Source organism: Bacteroides sp. 1001136B_160425_E2 (assembly GCF_015559655.1).
GTDB lineage: Bacteria > Bacteroidota > Bacteroidia > Bacteroidales > Bacteroidaceae > Bacteroides > Bacteroides luhongzhouii.
The window spans coordinates 1-1,240 of record NZ_JADMQH010000057.1; the positions used below are offsets into that span (position 1 = coordinate 1).

General features: G+C 37.4%; 1 protein-coding gene. It reads right to left on the reverse strand.

Translation table 11 applies throughout. The features are described 5' to 3' along the window. Positions 1-1,027 precede the first annotated feature (1,027 nt). Positions 1,028-1,240: hypothetical protein (locus I2I04_RS23375; RefSeq protein ID WP_229127044.1), on the reverse strand; the 213-nt coding region annotated here is incomplete at its 5' end.

Here is a 1,240-nt window from a genome sequence, read left to right on the forward strand (position 1 = left end):
CCTATTGTTTATTGCTTTCCTGTGTATCATGTACCTTATATCTTTATGCTTTTCCTTAATCATTGCTATTTTTTCCTGCTACTATCTGTATCGTTGCACTCGAGTGAACAGATCTTTTCACTCGAGTAGACGGTTCTTTCTACTCTAGTGCAATGATCTGTTCACTGTAGTGGAACGATACAGATGCAGGTAGGAAAATATGCGGATGTCTACTCTGTATACTTTCAATAAGCACTGATAATATATTGTAAAGCGGTGTCTAGTCTGGTATTCAGCTTGGTCTTTAGTTTAGGACCTAGCTTGAGAATTTATAGGATAAATAGTCAAAATACTATGAGAAATACCTTTAAAAGGTATGAGAAATGCGCCATTTCTAGCATAAAACGCCGGTAATACTATGAGAAACGCAGTTTCCTGTTTTATTTCTCATAGTACTATTTCGGTGATTTACAACTAATTACCCTACAATCTATGAGAATATGAGAAATGAAAATATAAAATCGTTTTCAGGCCGCGCATTTTTTTGCTACAATCGCTTTTCATTTTCCTTTTGGCCTTCCCCGTGAATTCATCCTTTTAGTCTTCCTTTTGCAATAAGCGGAACCAGGCATTGCCCTTTTTCCTCTTTTTTTTCATCGGACAGCTCTCCATCGGATAACTTTCCCGTTGTGCGCCCGTACGCGCCCGCGTGTGATATAATAATGTGTATTTCCCTTATCGTTTCCGACCACGAGCCACTCGTTCTTAAAAAATATGTTCTACAACATCGTTATGGATCAGCACTTTAGGAAATTCCTTCAAAAAAAGTTCGAAAAAAGAGTTTAATATATTTGGACGGTATACGAAAAGGGCGTACTTTTGCACCCGCTTTCCAAGAGAAGAAAGCCTTGCGGAATTGACTTGTTGAAAAGGCGTGATTGGTCCTGAAGAAAAGAACAAAAAAACTTCCGAAAAGTTTTGGAGGATAATAAATAAAGTTCTTATCTTTGCACTCCGATTCGCAAAGAAAAAGGCCGGAGCCTTTCTTTCATACATTCTTTCCCTTTCGCATAGAGAGCCTGAGAAATGAGTAAAGAGAAAGGTTGAAAAAAAACTTCCGAAAAAGTTTGGCGGTTAAAAATAAAGTCTTTACCTTTGCACCCGCTTTTGAAACGAAAGCAGCAAGTTCTTTGAAATATTGATAAACAATACAAGTAGTACAAGTAAAAAATAGAACCGTCAATACTTGTCCGAGATGGTA